Source organism: Nostoc sp. (assembly GCF_036918015.1).
GTDB lineage: Bacteria > Cyanobacteriota > Cyanobacteriia > Cyanobacteriales > Nostocaceae > Nostoc.
In genome coordinates, this window is record NZ_JBALEO010000058.1 from 15,918 (window position 1) to 32,748 (window position 16,831).

Here is a 16,831-nt window from a genome sequence, read left to right on the forward strand (position 1 = left end):
AAATTAGTAGCGTCTTTCTACACTGGCTGCATATTTAATCTTGGTCTGATTCAATGTCCTCATCTGCGATCGCAAATTCACTGATGTAGTCCCGTACAACACGCTCAAAAAATAGGGGAGCAGGCAAACCTGTCCAATCGCTGTAGTGACCAAAGCCGTAGCGCAGTGACTCCACAAGGGCTGCTAAGTCATCAGGATTATCTTCTGGTTGACGTAAGGTAACAACAATCTCAAGGGGGTTGGGAGTAGGCCAGCGACCGACAAAAGGAGCTTTTGTAGAGAGTTGACTAACCTTTAACCTAGCTTTGTTAGAAATTGGCTCTTTAGAAGCATCAGTTTTTTTAACGAGGGTGTGGGTTGAACGATAACAACTTTGCCCACGTGGATATTGATGTGGTGCTTCACGTGCCACAGATAGATAAGCCACACATCCAGTTTGGTTAGTAACGCTGAGTCGAAATAATCCAGTCGCACTAGAAGCTGAAGGAATTTTAAGTGTAGGCGGCAGTTTGTTTAGTTCTTCTTTTGTCCTAGTATCTTCTAGAGAAGTCTCTATTAAATGTCTGGCTTTTTTCTCAATAATTCCAGGGGCGAGTTCTTGGCGAATGCGAATTAAACGTGCGCCTTGCCATTCATCCTGCATATTCTCAAACTGCTGGCCAAGGTTAATTTGATTAGCATTAATTCTGCTATCAGCAAGCCAATCCCACAGTTGGACGCAGTTGGAAGAATCAATCATAACCAATGGTTGCATCCCATCTTCCACAGAGTTAGAAACAATTTGTTTTACAAATTTCATGAATCGAGTCTTGCGTACAGCTTTATCATTAGCTAGTTTGATTGGAGTAAGTTGGGCAATAAAAGCTAGTGCATCAGGAAAGCTAAACCACGGGCTGATTTCTAAATTTCCTTTTTCGTAAGCACAGCAAAGCTCACATTTTCCTGTATCTACGTTGAGGCGCATTGCCACTGCTAAAAATGTATTCTCAATAACACCACGAATGCGACCCCTTTGTTTACGGACGATTGTGAACCCTAAAATTTCTTTTGGTCTAGCTTCTGGTGGGATATTTTGCAAGTACTTATCAACCTTTTCTTTTACACCATCAATCCGACCAGAATGAGCTGAGAACAAATCTTTCATAGCCGACTGCATCCGATGGAAGAAGTCTGCGAGTTTGAGATGCTTTGTTTTACGTGTCTTTGCAATGGGTAGAAGAAATTGCACGCCACTACCAACCTTTGCAAGTGCTTGGCGGGTTGAAGGTTTATTAACCTTATCGTCATGTTTAACAGTGTTTTGACCAGTAGGATCTGCGTAAAATTGCCGCGCCATTATCAAGGAGAAAGTTGGCTTATTGGGGTCTTCAATTTGTTTTGCAGTGGATTCCCATGCTTCAATTCGCTGGCGCGATCGCTCCTTATTTTTCAAGTCTTTTCCAGGTAAAATCTCTCGTGGCCCGTGAGTATTTGCTGGCAAGCGGGTAATAAAAATTTCGAGTGTGTTTCCCCACAAAACCTGAGTAATTTTTTGCAATAGTTCCGCTTCAGTTTGCAACTCAGCTTCACAAAAGATAAACAGTGATGGTCGTTTATTGGGATACAATCGCTGCATCGCTGCTTGGTTTGCCTGAATGATAGTTTGGAGATCATTCGTTTGATTCGGCGTAAATTTATTAAATTGAAAAGCTTTTCTTCCCCACTCAATCTCTTCTAAACGAATGTCAAAGTGTTTACGTAGCAAGCTATCGATTTGACTTTCGTCGAGTTTATCGAGGTATTTCGCGGTAAACTCCAAGTCGGAATTTGTTTCAAGAGCTTCCAAAACCCCACCAAGCAGTGTAGGAAGATTAATCATGCGTGATACTTTCTTTGCCTCATCCAGATTATGGCTGGATTTTACAAGAGAGTATTTATCGAATACTTCTATTCCTAATGGGTTAAGAATTTTAGCGATCGCTTCTAAGGCATCTAATTTATCAATCTCTGGTACACCTGTTTCAATACCGTATCCTTCTGAACTATTTTCATCTTCTTCTGAATTATCTTGAAGTCCATTACGGTAAGTTAAAACAACCTCACAGCTATCAGTAGAGGCTTTCCCCAAAGCGATTTGTTGTCCATCAAAAGATTCCAGAGGCAGTTTCAATTCTCTCCGCAGAATTTCAAAATCTGTATCTGTTGCCCAACGCCAATTCTTCTTCTCTTGCTTGTTATTTTTATCTTGCTCGCATTTTACTCGATAGCTAAAGGCGCGATCGGGATAGTCTTGAGAAAATATGAAACCGCTAATATTTCTCCGGTCATACTTAGGATCTTTTAACTGAGTAAACCAGCGACGTTTGGAAACTTCAACTTTCAACAAAGGTTGATGCAAAGATGGATAAGTCACAACTTCCAAGCTCACCACAAAACTGAATTTTCCTTTTGTGTCAGGTAAGGTTATCGAATCGGTAATCAGTTCTACAATCCCAGAATTGCTGGAAATAACACGTTTTATCGGGCCTAACTGTGGAAAAATCTCTTGTCCAGCAATTTGACGAGCTACGTAATCTACTATCGCATGATAGGCATATTTATCTGTTGGATCTGTTGGCTGAGTTGTATCTGTCTGTTTAGACCAATTCCAAGGGAATACTTGAGATTTAAATGGAGAAATTTTCAGAAGTTCTCCTCTTTCCTGCAAATCTTGTAAGCGGTCAATAATATCCGTTGATATGTCTTCTTTTATTACAAACGGTCTGAGATAATTTGCGAACCAATCATTAATAATTGGGCGAATAACTGGATTGATTTCTTCTTCATTACCACCAGTTAGGTAAACAAAAGGTTTTATCTCACCTCCGGTTTTAGCATTATAAAATGCGGACTTCGTAAAACCTACTTCTGGTTCAATTCGCGCTGCATCTTTTAGTACTACTTCTAGAAATCCTCGTAGTGATGCATAGGGGAGATTTTTGACATTAGTTACTTTTTGAATATCTGCAAAATTTAGCAGAGCTTCCTTTGTCCAAGCAAGAGTCAAACCCTCTACTATGATTGGACGCAGATTATCAGGTACAGTGAAAGCTAAGGGAAATTGCTTGATTAACTTGATTTGTCCTTGCTGAATATAAAAGGTATCTGAAACTAAATTACCGTCAGTTTCTTCGTCTTCAGATAAATCTTCTTCAAGTTCAATTTCATCAGAATAATTGTCGCTCATTTTTACATCTCCAATAGTGTTGAAAAATCATTGAAACCGTCTTCTTCATCCGTAAAATCTTGTGAATTAGCTAGTTCATCAGGGTAAATTACTCCTTGAATGCGTTTTAAGGGTGCTAAAAATGCGCCATAAAGTTCTTGATAAATTTCCCGAATTACAGGATCGGGATGGTTGACACATTCTTCTAAAATGATTCGCATCTGCACCAGCATACTATCTCGCCCAGAGTCGGGTTTATCTTCTGCTGAATTTTTAGCCCAAGCTGCATCCACAAAGTAAACTGATACTGGGCATCCATTCCGCATTCCTCGCCCAATTGTTTGCAAAATTGCAACCATTTGATTAGCTGTAAACGATTTGAACAGTTCAGGGCCTAAACGGCTAGCCATTAAGGGTTCACGTAACAATCTATTGGCAGTTTTCCAAAGGTCTTTTCTTGATTGCTGCCAAGAAGTTGCGATCGCATTTAAATCTTCTGTTTCACTAAAAACTCGACTATCAAATTCTTGTGTTGCCTGTCCTGCCAAGCTGTACAACAGCCGCATATCATCTTTGGTAGGATGAGGACGAGTCAGGAAGTAAATCGAGCCGATTGCCGCATCTAGTTTCCTGTCTCCTTTGGTGAAAACGATGTTGACACCTCGATTAATTGCCAACATGGGAAAAATTAAAATATCACAGTTTTCATCGTCTCCTAATGCCTCACACTGAGCAGAGGTGATAAAATCCGTCGGTTGTTCTCCATCTCTGAGGGATTTAACAATTGCCTTTGTATGCCGTCCAACTTCAGGATGATAGTCATTAATATACTTTTTGATTGTGCGAGCCTGATCGTAACTATTGACAACTAAAGCAGCTTTACGACGAATACCGAACTTGACATCAAAATTACGCATGGACTTGTAAATTTCAGATTTAGTAATTCCTCCGCGCACAAGAGCATTCACCATCCGCAGAAGATTACGTTGTTGAAGTTCGCCAGCACCGCTATATTTGAGGGGTTCATCACTACGTTCACTATCTGGAAACCATTTGAAACGATAAACGCTCTGTTCTGGTTTATGTTCTGACTGACGCGGTTTTAGTAAATAATGCGGGCCAGCGTTAATGTGGTAGGCGGGACTAGCTTCTAAAAATGAAGTTGCTGAAGTAATTAAAACGGCTGGGCTGGGATGTCCATCATCTGCATCTAATAACCGATGAAAGCGATGCATTAACATTCGAGGCGCACCAACAAATGTAATGTAGGACAATTGCACATTTTTGGCGGCGGTACGTGTTGTTTGTGCTTTGAAAAAACTGTATTCCACCCCAGAAAATGAACCTAAAATGCTTTCTGGAATAAATTTTCGCAGTTCTGGTGATGCAGTTGACTCCCCAACGGTTTCACGAATGAATCCCTCTGCAACCATTGTTCTAGTTCCTGGTACAATTCGCTGGTAGCCCACAATTACGAAAGTAACAGTTATAAGTAATTTAGCTAAATCCTCTGCTTCTATTGTTGGTGAATGATCTGGAAAACAGAGCTTGAGAAATAATTCGGCAATTTCTTCTACGATCGCATCACGTCGCTTAATCAGATTTTCAGCCAGGTAACGGCGAAAATGACTAATGAGAGTTTTCCATTGCTTTTCAAGGGTTTCACGGTTATAGCCTAAAATCCGAGGCCACAAATCTGCTTTAAAGTCTTGAGGGTTCTCAACACCTGTGCGATCGTAGAAGGCGTTATATGCTGCTGCTTCCCAAAATTCAGTCAGCGCCCGACTTTTACTAAAGCCTAGTTTGGCTTCTTGTTCATCAAGATCATTTTGCTGAGAGGATTTCTTTAAAGTATTCAATAGTTCGCTAACAATTCGTAATACAGTCAGTAATTGATTTTCGTAGCGTTCTCCCACCCGCGACTTAGACATATTCTGAAGGGTGGTAATTAAGGAAGTATTATGGTTGCCAAATTCTGACAAGTCACGACTGTAAAGTTCTACATCCCGATCAAATAATCGATAGTTCTCACCACGAGCAAAGCGGTTATGGATTTGTTCTAAAATTACCCGATGAATGGATCGCTCTGAGCCTGAAATACTTAAGGTTGCTGCCCCATAACCATCTAACACTGTCTGCACCATGTCGCCTTCGTCGAAAACAACTACATCGAAGGTACGGGCAATTAATTCAAAATATCGTACTTGTTCCTGAATCGCATGAGGTGATATTTGAGTATCTAGCGATCGCACATGACCAACCCAAATATTAGCATCCAACAAATCTCGCGGTGCTTTGTTTCGACCGCACATTGTCCATAAAGGACACAGGCATTTCTTCATCTTTCCCTGTTTCCCCCCACCTTGCAATATCTCGTTGCAAGGTGCGTAACCAAAGCCCCACAGGGACATATCAGCAGTTGAAAAGGCTGGTAGGACGCAGTTCATCCCAAAAACTTCTGCCTGTTCTAAGGTGTAGGCAAAGCCACCATTACCTCGTGTTGCTATAGCTTCAGCAATATTATCTGCATGGCCACGGCGAGTTTCATCACTTTGTCCGACAAGCATTCCCACCTTAACTTGATGAAATGCCAGTTCAGCCATGTACTGTCTAGCAACTTCTATGGAGGGAAACACAAACATTGCTTTATAGTCATTTAGTCCTAGCCAGATAGCTATCAACACGAGAATGGTTGTTTTACCTGACCCTGGCAAACCAATTAAATGCTTGATGTCTTCTAATTCCAGAACATCTTCTTCTTTCCGCAGCCCCTTTCCCGCCTCCGATACCATCAGGTCAAAGCGTTCAAAACGATCTGCCCAGTTACCACGTCGTCGCTCAGTATCTTGCTTTTCACGCTCGTCCATCTCAATAGCCAGATCGCGCAGTTCACTTAGGGGAATGCGAATCTTTCCTCTTGGTTGGCGGTTGAGAGAATGTGTACGACGTGCAGTAATGGGGGCATTTATACGAGGGATGTCTAACTTGACGGCGGTTGACTCTTCACCTAATGCAACCGCCATCGCCTGACGAGGATCGGCAAATGTAAAACCATACGAATCGTATGACAAAGGGGTACTTAACATTTGACGCGCTTGTGTAATTTGAGAATCTTCTAAAGGATCTGTTCTTTTGAAGTGGAGTGTTTCGGTATCAATCTCATACGCTCCTTTAGTGTGGTTGCAGTAATGATGATTGTTATAGAGAGCAATTGCGTGTTGAACTGACTGCCGTGTAACAAAAGTCAGCGACATCTGACGCATATTGAAAATAGCTTGACGGGCTTGCTCTAATACAGCTGCATTTAAAATGCTGGCCATGCCTGACATAATTACTGGCGCGTACTCCAGTGAATTAGTATCAATAAATTCCTCCATTAAGACGCAAAGCCAGCAAATTCGGTTTATACCTTTCCAGAAATCAGGTTTAGTTCGCATAAGGCATCTTCTTTAAAAAATCAATTACGGAGGAAACCGACATAATTTCTAAAGTGGCGGGATCGCCCTTTTTATCTAGTGTTGAGATGAGGGTAGAAATGTAGCTTGGGTTATCTTCAATTAAGCGATCGCTCACAGCAAGAATCCGGCGGCGATAGTGAATCAGCCCGCCAATACTACGATTGAGACGCAAAGCCAGAGTCACCGGACTTGTGTAAGATTTGGCATCAATTCCAATTGCCCGTTCGTTAATTGCCACATCGCATAAATCAGACTCCGGGTAAAGTTCAGCATTGAGTTTATTTTGTCGGGCTGTATCAAAAATGGCTAATTCGTCAATTGCTGGGCCTGTCCAGTAGGTAAGAATTCGTGGCTCGGCAATTCGTAAAATGTCTTTGGGATCTAGTTTTTCAGATACTTTTGGTAAGTTGTGGCCAATGCACTGGCGAATTGGACAGCGCCCTTGTGAAAAAAGTTTTTTGTTGGGATGCGATCGCATCAGTGTGCCACAGTGGGCGCAGCGATGTGCTAATCCATCAACTAGCCAGATATCTGGTACTGAGTTGAAGAATTTCTCAATAATCATTCCCTGTAAAGGGGTTAAGTCGTTTTCAACCAAATAGTCTAATAGTTGCCGTTCTCCTATTAGAGAGTACCTGCCAAATAACTCTCGTAGGGCGGTGTAAGCTTTGTGTTGGCGACGACCGCCCAATCGTTCAGTTGCTTGGCATAAGTCAGTATATAAGCGATGCTCAATCACATTGTCTTCGCCAAAACCCCCGCTCAGATTGGCAATCTCTGCACAGTCTGAGGTAGGTACTCGTAAATCTGGATCGATTAAGGTAACGCTAGAAAAGCGAAAGTCTGATTGGTTAAAAACTCCTAACTGCCAGCGATCGCCACCAAGAGAGTATCGAGCGTTATCTAAAACAGTATGCACGCAAGCAGCGCGATCGCTTAATCCTTCTTCAATATATAGACGACCCAATTTGCACATTGCTTGATAGAGTTCTGGTGGCAGCGTACTATCCTCTTGGCGCACAATTTCTCGACCTGGGAGAACCCGGTCATATTGGCGAAGAATTCCCTGAGCAAGTAACATCACAGCATCTTCAGCCAGATCCCTCGCTGGGCGGTGTCCTGTAGGTAAAGGCAAAGAAGTTGCTGAAATTGCAGGTAGCCATGTGGGATCGTGTCCTTGAGCCTCTGCAATAATTTGCCTCTCTAAAGTATCTTCACCAAAGGAAGGCAAAACTTGAGCGATCGCTGCAAGTGTCCAACCTTTCTTTAATAAGAGAGCAGTTGCCAAACCCTCCAAAATTTGTCGAAATCCAAATTCTTGCCCTTTGGGTTGTGATAAAAGTTGTTTTGCTCTCCACGACCGAACAGTACGCAGGGCAGGTGATTCTATAGACAGTTCAAGGTGTTTAATCTGGCGTTTTAGCTCTTTTGTCAGAGCCTCCGCAGTTCCCTGCCACTCACGCACGTCCTCAAAGTACATGGCTACAATTTAATTTACATTTTAATTAGTTTACACTAAATGATGTAAATTAAAATGTTAACTTTTTATTGACACTGCAAAACTACACTGTACAGCGATTTTACTTATAAAAAACTTTGTTATTATACTTATTTATTACATAACCTCAAGTTTTGGAATAGGCGATACTTACGGTAAGCTACGCTAACGCACTTCATACAGCGATCGCAATTTGAGGATATCCTGCCATTCGAGATCGGTGAATGGTTGGATAACTAGTTCTATACCAAAATACTGTTTTGCTGTCTCTGTCAATGTCTCCACAATCTTTGCAATCCAGCCATCCTCTTCCTGTGTATTGCAAAGTGAGGTATTCCACGGAGCAGGTTGTTCAAAGATTTCTTGAAATAAAACTTTGTCTGTAGACAAAATCATCGAGCCGTGTTGAAGAATGGTATTTCTTCCCTTGCGTTGGGCACTACCAATAAATTTACTTCCATCGGCAGTAACCAAGTCAGCTGCGGTTGCTGTGTTGAAGCAACTGGGATTATGAATGTAACCTCGTCCAGCAGAACCATAACTTAACTCAATACCCAACGTTTGCCAGCCTTGGATTAAAAAGTTACAGATTTTTTCATAAGTACCCCAACTTTTTCCAGTACTAGCTGAGGTAATCAGGGCATAAGTTAAGTTCCCCTGGTGGAGAACAGCTCTACCTCCCGTTGGCCGACGAACTAGATCGAGTGGCTGTCCCTGGTAAATCAGATTATGCCACTCGGCAGGCCATTGTTTTTGCAAATGTCCCAAGGAGAGAGCATAGGGACACAAAGTATAAAAACGCAGCGTAGGCGGATGCTGTCCCTTTTCACATTGCTTGAACAACCAAGCATCGATCGCCATTTGCACTCCCCCTGATGTCTGAAGCATTGGGATGAAACGCCAGGTGGATGGTGATTCCATTGCTAGTTGTTTCATCGGTTTTTTAGGAGAGGGATATTACTGGTAAGGGCCTGAGCAAGAATATGTAACTATGAACAAAGAATAAACATATTTTTTCATAATTTTGATGAATAAAGGTAGTACCTGAAGATGATGAAATCCCCAACGAGTTACTACGATGCTGAGTTTGGACAGATGAGAATGGAAGATAATCACTGGACTTTAGCACAATGTGCTGTTTTGGGCGATCGCCGTGTACCGATTTGTGTGGATTTTGAACACGGGCAGATTGGGGAACTTTCATTGGTTCAGCGTGAAGCTATTCGGCAAGCTCTAGCCTTGCCACCCGATGTGTTACGCATCACTGCTCCTCTGGTGCTGCAAAATTATGATGTCTATCGTGACATGATTGGAGATGAGTCAATGCCGCTGCTGGCTAATCCCATTCAGGTCTGGGATCAGGTCACTTTCTCATATATCTATGTGCCGCCCCACGTTGAGTATGACCGGCATATTCCTACCTTTGAGTTGCTAGCTGAGTGTGACTGGGACCCAGAACACGGCTTAGAAGTACGCTTTCGCAATGGAGTAGCAGACGATGCAGATCAGATAGGTGAAACAGGACGGTAACAATTCAAAATTCAAAATTCAAAATCTAAAATTCGTTGGTGACAAAATCAAATAATTGATGTGCCATTTCTAATTTAGAACAAGGTGCAATTTCTACCTGATTTCCTTGACTATCTAAAAATATGGCTTGATTATTATCAGTCCCAAAACCACTATCAGGTTGATCGATGGGATTGGCAACAATAACATCAAGTTTTTTATTGTGTAATTTTTCTAATGCTGGCTTGACAATATCCCCAGTTTGTGCAGCAAAACCAATTAATATTTGATGCGGCTGTTTGAGTTCTGCTAACTGGGCGACTATATCCGGTACTGGTTCCAAGGGTAAAGCTTGGGGGAGCGATCGCTTGGGCAATTTCTCTGTACTATAATCTCGTGGTTTCACATCTGCCACGGCTGCTGACATGACAATGATATCAGCGTTGGGTAAACATTCCACCATGACGTGCTGCATTTCGTCTGCACTAACAACGGGAATCGCTTGTACTCCCAATGGTACATCCCAATTAGCTGGGCCATGTACCAAGGTAACGTTTGCCCCTCGGTGAAATGCTGCTTGCGCTAAAGCTAATCCCATCTTACCTGTGGAAGGATTACCAATAAACCTTACTGGGTCAAGAAACTCTCGCGTTCCCCCAGCGCTAATTAAAACTCGTTTACCTACTAAATCTCGTTTGCCTTGAGTGTGTAACAACGATTGGATGTGAGCCAAAATTTCTGGAGGTTCTGCTAATCTACCAGCACCGATGCGATCGCACGCTAATAATCCTGATGCTGTATTCATTCCATGATATCGGCTATCTGTCAATAACTGTTGCCAATTCCGTTGCACCGATCGCTGTTCCCACATATCAGTATTCATTGCGGGTGCTAACAGCACGGGACAAGTAGAAGCCAGCACGGTATTTGTGAGTAAATTATCCGCCATACCAAAGGCTAATTTGGCTAATGTATTAGCTGTTAAAGGAGCAATTACCATCACATCTGCCCATTCACCCAACTCAATATGCAACGGACGAGAGTGAGTTGGTTGCCAAAAATCATCATCTGTGTAGGCGGGATGACGAGATAGAGTGGCTATTGTCAGAGGGGTAATAAACTTTTGCGCCGAACGGGTGAGGATAACTCGAACTTCCACCCCAGTTTTAAACAGCGTCGAAACCAATTCACAGATTTTGTAGGCGGCGATACCGCCACCTACACTAATGAGAACCCTGTTCAATTTTGGATTAGTCATGGTAAAAAGTTAGGAGTAAGTAGTTACAAAATAGTTATAAATCCTAACTCTTAACTCCTAACTCCTAACTCTCAACTAAGCTTCATCATAGGGTTCCAAGTCTAAGAGGTAGATATAGGGTTCAACTAACTCTGGACGCTGAAATGCGATCGCTCGCAATAGATGCCAATCATTTAAACCCTCAAAAGCATTACTATAATTATCCAGTTCCAGACGTGTAGCTAGTTCTTCTACTTCTACTGCACTCATGGCAGCAATTTCTTTTTGGGAAATGCTTAGAGTTGTCATAATACTTGCCCCTCCCTTATGCAGCACTCGCCTTCAGCATGGGTTAAGTTGCGCTGAACGCAGCCACCCAATATATATTACTCATTAGAAGTCATTAAGTTCGTGAAAATTGTCAGAATTTGTACCAGAATTTATAAAAAATTCGTAATCCTGACTAAGCAATTGTATTTACAACGAAATTTCGTAGCACTTCTAACGTTTTTGGATCTATTTCATGCCCCATATCAAATTCGTGGTATTCTACTGCCACTCCTAGAGACTTGAGAGTTTCTCGTGCCTTCAAAGCAGCTTTCAGGGGCACAACTTCATCATATCTACCGTGAGTGATTAAAGTCGGCGGAATCCCACTTTTAGCTGCCGTTAGCGCGTCAGGATGTAAATACCCGCTCATGACAACTAAACCTGCTAAGGGCAATTTTGAGCCGACATCTAAAGTCATTGCTCCGCCTTGAGAAAATCCACTCAAAATGGTACGTGATAAAGGTATGCCAGTAGTACTTTCTAAAGATTCCAAGAAATCTGTTAGCACTTGCCGACTTTCTGCCAACCCTTCATACATATTTTCCACCCGCAGGTCATACCATGCCCTCCCTATGGGGGAATAGGGATAAGGATAAGGTGCATTGGGCAATACAAACTGGTAATTGGGTAAATTCAGCAATGGTAACAAAGATGCTACATCCTCAGCATTCGCACCCCAACCATGCAAAGTGACAATTAAGCCTGCTGGGGGTTGAGAAGTTGCTGTGGGAATGGTAATGGCTTGTAAAGACAGAGGTTTACTCCTAAAATTCTACTTTTATACATAGATCCTATCTCTTCAAGGAGACTTAGTATTTTACGGCATTTGCTGCTTGCCTAAAGAATGCGATCGCCATCAAGGTAATTTAGGGGAAATTATTTACAAACTTTCTCTGGGAAAAAATTCCATGCGCGATCGCTGGCTATAATTGCATTGATAAATCGGATGCGAGTTGCTATTTTAGACACCTTGCAATCCGACCATTTACTATTCTTTCTGCTTAGAGTGATAGAGCGGTAATTACGATTAAACAACCACAAAATTGTTTTTGGTTAGTGCCAACCCAGCAGATAATTGTGCAAATTGTATCTGAGTAAAGGAACTCGCACTGCCGTCTTGGTCAAAAAACAATGCACCTGTAACATCGTTGTAAATAAATCGCTCAGTGCTAGTGGTTGCAGATGCTCCGATCGTAAACTGATTAGCTGAAAGTGAACCTGGTGATAACCCGCCACCAAAACCAGCAAGCGACACCCGAATCAGCTCATTAGTCGCGTTGAAGTCATCAAGTCTATCAATGCCTTCATTGAAACTATTGAAAGCAAAGGTATCAGTACCAGATCCTCCATAGAGGCTATCATTGCCTTTGCCACCTATAAGGATATCATTGCCAGCACTACCATCAAGAGTATCATTCCCATTGCCCCCTACAATCAAGTCATCGTATTGTGTACCGATAATATCTAATCGTTCGATATTCTTGTAGCTAACCTGATTTATCCCCGCTGTAATTGAGCCAGTGTTAGTGGTGGTATTGAATGTCGTTGTGATTGCATCGCTACCCTCGTTGTCATGGACGATCAACAAATCGTCACCATTGCCGCCATCGATTATGTCATTGCCACTAATAATCTCAATTAACTGAGGTTCACGGTATCCGGCATCGAAAGCATAGTTTCCTGTTATTCTATCGTTGCCATTGCTCCCCACAATATTGTCATCGTACTCTGTTGATGCGATCTCTAATCGTTCGATATTCTTGTAGCTAACGCGATTCCTGCCTGACGTAATTAAGCCAGTATTAGTGGTAGCATCGAAAGTTGAAGTGATTCCCGCACCACTGGAGTTATAGGACAATAAATCGTCACCTGCACCCCCATCTATCGTATCATTGCCATTCCTGCCCGGATCGAGCGTATCGTTGCCCTTGCCCCCGACAATATAATCATCGTAGTCTGTACCTGTGATATCTAATCGTTCGATATTCTTGTAGCTAGCTAGTCTCGTGTCTGCCGTAATTAAGCCAGTATTAGTGGTAGCATCGAAAGTTGAAGTGATTCCCGCACCACTGGAGTAATAGCTATAGGACAACAAGTCGTCACCTGCGCCTCCATCTATTGTGTCATTCCCAGCCTTGCCCGGATCGAGCGTATCATTGCCATTACTACCCACAATATTGTCATCGCCGAATCCACTTGTAATATTTAATCGTTCGATATTCTTGTAACTAACCTGATTTGTATCTGCGGTAATTAAGCCAGTATTCGTGGTAGTATCGAAGACTGAAGTGATTCCAACACCACTGGAATTATTATAATAGGACAACAAGTCGTCACCTGCGCCCCCATCTATCGTATCATTGCCGGCATTGCCAGGGTCGAGTGTATCGTTGCCATTACTACCTACAATATTGTCATCGCCGAATCCACTTGTGATATTTAATCGTTCGATATTCTTGTAGCTAACCTGATTTGTGTCTGCTGTAATTGAGCCAACGTTAGTAGTAGGATTGAAAGTTGAAGTGATTCCAGTGTAGGAATTATAGGACAACAAATCGTCACCCTGACCTCCATCTACCGTATCATTGCCACTGTTGTACTCGGAGAACGTATCGTTCCCGTCACCACCATTCAGCAAGTTATTGCCTTTTGAAAATTGAACAATCAAATAATCGTCACCAGCACCACCGCTGAGGGTGTTATTGCCAGAGGTATAATAGGTGTCTTCATATCGGCTTTCGTAGCCTGAGGCAGAGAGAGTATCGTTGCCATCATCCCCATAGAGCAGCTGATTGCCTCCTAAAGTATCAACATTTGAAGAACCAACAGTCAAGCGATCGTTACCAGTGCCACCCAGAAGGGTGTCATTGTCCGTACCACCAAAAAGGATGTCATCGCCTGTATCACCAAGAAGGATGTCATCGCCTGTACCACCAAGAAGGGAGTCATTGCCTGTACTACCAAGAAGGGAGTCATCCCCTTCACCGCCCTTGAGGGAGTCGTCCCCTTCACCACCAATGAGAGTATCATTGCCCATACCACCGCGTAGCAGGTCGTTACCACTCTTGCCATCGATTTTGTCATTACCCCCTTGACCATTGACCACATCATTTGAGTTGTCTAAACCTGTAATGTTGTTGTCGAGGTCATTGAGAAATGTCACTGTGTTCTTATTGAATAGGTTAGTTTGAGTGGAGTTGGCATTAAACACATCAAAACTGTCGGTGATGCTGGTTTGTCCATCAAACAGGATATTGCCAATAGCAGGTCGTGAAGAAGTTGCTGGTAGATTATCCAGGTTTTCTAATTTGAAGTTTTGAAGGATGACTTTTGCACCAGCCACATCTTCAAAGGTGATTTCCAGATTGCTGCCATTCTGAGTAAGCAGCAGATTTCTGGCAGTATAATAATAGCCTTCAAATTGGATGGTATCCACTTCGGCAATGACTTCTGCTGAAGGAGTTACACCTTTACCTACGCCACCGAAATCACTAATAGTATCGGTGTTCTGAACAGAGGCTTTGTCTATGTAAACAAATTTATCCTTACCACCGCCACCAGTTAGAAAATCGTTGTCCTGATCTGAGAAGGTATCGTTATTACCATTAATCGTATCTGCGCTGTTAGTGCCCAGTAGGGTATCATTCCCGTTGGTTCCAATGATATTTGCCATAACTTTTTCCTACCTGAATCGATTTTTTCAGTAAATTAAGTTCTCAAGTTGCAGTTAGTGCTGTTTAAGGGCACAAAAATTCGTCTAGTGTTGAAGTTTCAACATTCTTTCGTGTCACCCTTGAGGGTTACGAGTTTTTCTTTGAAGATTCCCCCTTTGATTTGGCTCTTACGTAGCACTTATCTAACTATCTGGAACTATCTAAGTCTTAGGCACTGTACAAATTGATGAGCGTGGATATTTAGAAAAATAACTAGCTTCAGGATTATTTCAATCATCCTTCTTCAGTAGCTTAGGGTAGTAAAAACCGTATGCATTACTTAAATGAGTATAAAAATTAACTTGAATTTCTAAAAACCACGGTTACGATAACTGAGTTGATTTGTCAATGCGTAAGTCTTACTAGCTTGAAAGTAGAGAATACTTGACAGAGCAAACGAGAAGGAATCTTTATATCCTCGTTGTGGGTTATTGCTTGTGGATGTTTAGGTTGAAAATAGACTAAATAACCAGATAATAACTAGATACCGAATATTTACTTAGATGTCTATATCTTAATCAATATCTTTTTGTAATCTTCATATTATTTCCTGTTCTAGCCTAAACTGTTCAATGTCAAAAAGTTACAAAAAACCTGTGCATCTCATTATTGATAACCTCCGCTCAAGTGACAACTTGTTTTGTGAGGAGAGGGGCAAACAAAAGGTTTTTCACCTTACTACCCAATCAACAATGGATGCTTCGGTAATATCAGGCACTTCTAGACGATTTTTCATCCGGTAAAGTACTTTTTCTGGCAGTTTTGCGGTACGGTCGCAATTTCTTCTCAGCAGTTCTTCCCAAGCTGCCTCCAAATACACAATCCGAATACTGGCTTGGTAACTGACAAACAAACGAACTAGCATCCCCCGCAGTTGTCGGCTGAGGTTGGTTGCATTCCAAACAAAGGATTGTCCATTTCGCATATACTCTTTAGCGATCGCCTTCGCTGCATTTGCTACTGCACCTTGGTCGTCTTTAGGATCAATTCCCATTGTCTTTCGCAGTTTATCTAAAGAAATTACGCCCCAGTCAGGGAGATTTTCTTGAATCCAAGTATCTTTTCCCGAACCAGGTAATCCTGACATCATCACCACCTGAAAGCGTGTATCATCATAAGCTGCATAGTCTGGGTTGCCATCTTCTTTTTGAAAATAAACAAACCGACTATGGGCTGACGAAAATACTCGTGGCTGCTCAAAACAGTGATTTTCCTGGCAAAATTCCCGAAAAAACTCAATTCGTTCCAATAACTGTACTTGGTCGTCACAGTCGCGCCCTTTCACATCTGCTTCTGCAAGTAAACCCAGTAAATCGCAACGAATAATTTGACTTGTTTTAATGACTGCCCGTTCGGGGTTGGGTTTGTCCCAAAACCACAAAGGCAAGCTACCGTATTTCACCAAAGCTACAATTGCCTGTCGTTGATGAAAGGGCACATCCAAATCCCAGAGAATCTCCTGTGCCATTTTTGCACCTTGTAGTACGTGACCTTTGGAGGTGATGCTACCATCTGTTTCTATTTGAGTAGAAGCAGGTTTAGCGACATCGTGCAGCAAAGCCGCAGCAAACAACACAGAACGTTCTGTAGCTGGCAATGCCCGCCATTGGGGTAATGCCACCAATGCCTCGCATACTAGCTTTGTGTGGATGAGAACATTTCCTTCAGCATGGTAACGTGGGTCTTGGGGGCAATCAGCAAGCGATCGCAACCAATCAAATTTTGCTTCCAATGCTGACCAATCTATCGACCAGTTGCGTTGGCGCAGCCCGCCGTAGACATCGCTGGGGCAATAAGGAAATGACCAAAATTGCACCGAAGTATTCATATTGCTATCCTCAAATTTACTTATTGATTTTGTATTTTTTAATGACCTTTATCACCTGTCGCCACAAAGTCCAG

General features: G+C 42.3%; 9 protein-coding genes and 1 pseudogene. 1 reads left to right on the forward strand and 9 read right to left on the reverse strand.

Going from position 1 to position 16,831, the window contains the following annotated elements; translation table 11 throughout:
* Positions 1-34: 34 nt before the first annotated feature.
* From V7K61_RS13185 to V7K61_RS13200, 4 genes are all read right to left on the reverse strand, one after another.
* The gene (locus tag V7K61_RS13185; protein ID WP_335053723.1) at positions 35-3,205 is read right to left on the reverse strand and encodes an RNaseH domain-containing protein; all 3,171 of its coding nucleotides are present in this window, start codon (positions 3,203-3,205) and stop codon (positions 35-37) included.
* A 2-nt stretch (positions 3,206-3,207) separates the two neighbouring features.
* Positions 3,208-6,621: a hypothetical protein gene (locus V7K61_RS13190; RefSeq protein WP_335053724.1), complete on the reverse strand. Its 3,414-nt coding sequence runs from the start codon at positions 6,619-6,621 to the stop codon at positions 3,208-3,210.
* Complete coding sequence (locus V7K61_RS13195) at positions 6,611-8,122, reverse strand: restriction endonuclease-related protein (protein WP_335053725.1); 1,512 nt, start codon at positions 8,120-8,122, stop codon at positions 6,611-6,613. The genes V7K61_RS13190 and V7K61_RS13195 overlap by 11 nt, the downstream gene beginning before the upstream one ends.
* Positions 8,123-8,305: 183 nt before the next feature.
* Positions 8,306-9,076: a lipoate--protein ligase family protein gene (locus V7K61_RS13200; RefSeq protein WP_335053726.1), complete on the reverse strand. Its 771-nt coding sequence runs from the start codon at positions 9,074-9,076 to the stop codon at positions 8,306-8,308.
* Positions 9,077-9,190: 114 nt separating this feature from the next.
* On the opposite strand from V7K61_RS13200, the gene V7K61_RS13205 reads away from it, so the two are divergent.
* Positions 9,191-9,670 (forward strand): DUF6985 domain-containing protein, encoded by a 480-nt coding sequence (locus tag V7K61_RS13205; RefSeq protein WP_335053727.1) that lies wholly within the window; start codon positions 9,191-9,193, stop codon positions 9,668-9,670.
* Positions 9,671-9,695: 25 nt separating this feature from the next.
* Here V7K61_RS13205 and coaBC read toward each other — a convergent pair whose 3' ends face one another.
* The 5 genes and pseudogenes from coaBC to V7K61_RS13230 form a co-directional block, all read right to left on the reverse strand.
* Entirely contained in the window at positions 9,696-10,907 is a 1,212-nt protein-coding gene (gene coaBC / locus V7K61_RS13210) for a bifunctional phosphopantothenoylcysteine decarboxylase/phosphopantothenate--cysteine ligase CoaBC (RefSeq protein WP_335053728.1), read from the reverse strand.
* Between the two features lie 75 nt (positions 10,908-10,982).
* Entirely contained in the window at positions 10,983-11,195 is a 213-nt protein-coding gene (gene isiD, locus V7K61_RS13215) for a protein IsiD (RefSeq protein ID WP_094351471.1), read from the reverse strand.
* A 154-nt stretch (positions 11,196-11,349) separates the two neighbouring features.
* Complete coding sequence (locus V7K61_RS13220; RefSeq protein ID WP_442936313.1) at positions 11,350-11,955, reverse strand: alpha/beta hydrolase; 606 nt, start codon at positions 11,953-11,955, stop codon at positions 11,350-11,352.
* Positions 11,956-12,243: 288 nt separating this feature from the next.
* Positions 12,244-14,889, reverse strand: a pseudogene (locus V7K61_RS13225) (beta strand repeat-containing protein); the annotation flags it as partial.
* A gap of 710 nt (positions 14,890-15,599) precedes the next feature.
* Positions 15,600-16,757: an AAA family ATPase gene (locus V7K61_RS13230; RefSeq protein WP_335053730.1), complete on the reverse strand. Its 1,158-nt coding sequence runs from the start codon at positions 16,755-16,757 to the stop codon at positions 15,600-15,602.
* Between the last annotated feature and the right edge of the window lie 74 nt (positions 16,758-16,831).